Consider the following 2,282-nt stretch of genomic DNA (forward strand, 5'->3'; position numbering starts at 1 on the left):
TCATGGCAGTCATCAGCGTGTGCGAGAACGCCGCCACCCCACCCACCAGGGCGCTCTGGTTGGGCAGCTCATGCAGCTTGCCGCGGCCGCCGCCCAGGGCATTGCGCGACTGTACGCTGGAGATCACCAGCATCGGGATCGAATCGGCGTAGGCCTGGCCCATGGCGGTGGTGATGTTGGTCATGCCCGGGCCGGTGATAATAAAGCACACACCGGGCTTGCCTCGGGTACGGGCGAAGCCGTCAGCCATGAATCCGGCACCTTGCTCATGGCGTGGGGTGATGTGACGGATGGTCGAGCCGGCCAGGCCACGGTAGAGCTCCACCGTGTGCACGCCAGGAATCCCGAACACATGGTCTACACCATATTTTTCGAGGAGTTTTACCAGTACTTCGCCGCAAGTGGCCATGTTCGTCTGCCTGAAATTGTTCTGGAACAAGGCACAATTGGACCGCCAGCGGCTACCGGCACAATGCAAAAATCCTCATACTAGCCATGTCTTCAGATCATGGCTTATCTCGATGAAACGTCTACCACCGCTGGCGGCCCTGCATACCTTTCTGGTGACCGCGCAATGCTGCAATTTCACCCGTGCGGCGCAGCAGTTGCACCTGACCCAGGGCGCGGTGAGCCGTCAGATTGCCGGCCTTGAAGCGCACCTTGGTTACGCCCTGTTCGTGCGCCAGGCCCGCGGCCTGAGCCTGACCCGTGAGGGCCAGGACTGGCTGCCGCGGGTACAGCAGGTGTTCGGCCTGATCGAGGAAGGCGTGCAGCAGGTAGGAGCGCAGCGCGCCACCTTGCAGCTCAAGGCGCCTACGTGCGTGATGCGCTGGTTGCTGCCGCGCCTGATGGAATGGCAGGCGTTGCGTCCTGACGTACCGGTGGAGCTGACGACCACGGTGCAGCATGGGGTGGACTTTCGTCGTGAAGGGTTCGATGCGGCGGTGGTGTATGGCGCAGCGCCCAATCATGGTTTGCAGGTGCTCAAGCTGTTCGACGAGCAGCTCACGCCGGTGTGTGCGCCACAATTGCAACTGCGCGCACTGGAGGACCTGGAGCGGCATATGCTGTTGCACCCGGCGCGGGATGCGAACGACTGGAGCACCTGGCTGACGGCCGCGGGCGTGGTGCTGCCCAGGCAGGGCAGGCGCCAGCATTTCGAAACGCTGGACATGGCCATGGCGATGGCGTCACAGGGCACGGGGGTGGCCATCGGGGACTGGGCACTGATCGGTGATGACCTGGCCAGCGGGCGGCTGGTGATGCCGTTCGACCTGCGGGTAAAGACCGGCAAGGGCTATTACCTGGTACGCCCGCCCAGGCCTGCGGCGCCGGGCTTGATGGCGCTGCTGGAGTGGCTGTGCGCTCAGGCGGGGGATGCCGATAGCACGCAATGACAGGCACCGCGTCGATGCCTTCGCTGGCAAGCCAGCTCCCACAGAGATCACCGCTGACCTCGTAGGCGCTGGCTTGCCGGCGAAGCTTTGAAGCGCTCAGTAGCCTACAGTGAAGCGCTGCTTGGTATGCGCAGGTTTCTCCACCTCATCGAGCAACGCGATCGCGTAGTCGGCAAAGGTGATCCAGCTCTTGCCATCGGCACCGATCAGCAGGTGGTCCTTGCCCACCTTGTAGCCACCGCTACGCTCACCTTCGACGAACTCCGCCGACGGAGAAAGGAACGTCCAGTCCAGCTCGTGCTCCTGGCGCAGGGTGTCGAGGAACACGCTGCCGGCGCTGGCCTCAGCCTGGTACTCTGCAGGGAAATCCGGGCTGTCGATCACCCGCTGCCCCGACGGCAGCAACAGGCTCCCTGCCCCGCCCACCACCAGTAGGCGCTTGACCCCGGCACGCTTGACCGGCTCGATGATCTGCTGCGGCGCCACGCTGGCGAAATGCGCGGCGCTGAGCACCACGTCATGGCCTGCCAGCGCCTGCACCAGGCCTTCGCCCTGGGTCACGTCCAGCGCCACCGGCGTGACACCGGCACGCCCTTGCAGGCGCGACGGATCACGTGCAATGGCAGTGACCTGGTGCCCACGACGCAGGGCCTCTTCCAGCAGTTGGCTGCCGGCACGCCCGGTGGCGCCGATAATTGCGATCTTGCTCATGGAAAACCTCCGATCAGGATTGAACGACACTTACCACTTCATTTCGCCCTTGGCGACCTTGGCGCCCAGCTCCAGCGAGCTCTCCTCACCAAGGCCCGGGTAACGTTTTTTCATCGCGCCGATCAGCTCGGCCGAGCTGGCCGCTTGGCCGTCTCGGTATCGAAGGCGCGGATG

The 2,282-nt window shown here is 64.2% G+C and carries 3 protein-coding genes and 1 pseudogene; 1 reads left to right on the forward strand and 3 read right to left on the reverse strand.

Features of this window, described 5'->3' with window-relative positions; translation table 11 throughout:
- A partial coding sequence (locus tag G3436_RS16900; protein ID WP_243667191.1) for a thiamine pyrophosphate-binding protein occupies positions 1–409 on the reverse strand: 409 nt, incomplete at its 3' end.
- A 112-nt stretch (positions 410–521) separates the two neighbouring features.
- Here G3436_RS16900 and G3436_RS16905 point away from each other — a divergent pair.
- Positions 522–1,397: a LysR substrate-binding domain-containing protein gene (locus G3436_RS16905; protein ID WP_163947156.1), complete on the forward strand. Its 876-nt coding sequence runs from the start codon at positions 522–524 to the stop codon at positions 1,395–1,397.
- A 96-nt stretch (positions 1,398–1,493) separates the two neighbouring features.
- Here the strand turns inward: G3436_RS16905 and G3436_RS16910 are convergent, their stop codons facing one another.
- Together G3436_RS16910 and G3436_RS16915 are read right to left on the reverse strand one after the other, a co-directional pair.
- Positions 1,494–2,108 (reverse strand): NAD(P)-dependent oxidoreductase, encoded by a 615-nt coding sequence (locus G3436_RS16910; protein WP_163947159.1) that lies wholly within the window; start codon positions 2,106–2,108, stop codon positions 1,494–1,496.
- Positions 2,109–2,138: 30 nt separating this feature from the next.
- Positions 2,139–2,282 (reverse strand): annotated as a pseudogene (locus tag G3436_RS16915) (MBL fold metallo-hydrolase); the annotation flags it as partial.

The organism is Pseudomonas brassicae, assembly GCF_010671725.1.
GTDB lineage: Bacteria > Pseudomonadota > Gammaproteobacteria > Pseudomonadales > Pseudomonadaceae > Aquipseudomonas > Aquipseudomonas brassicae.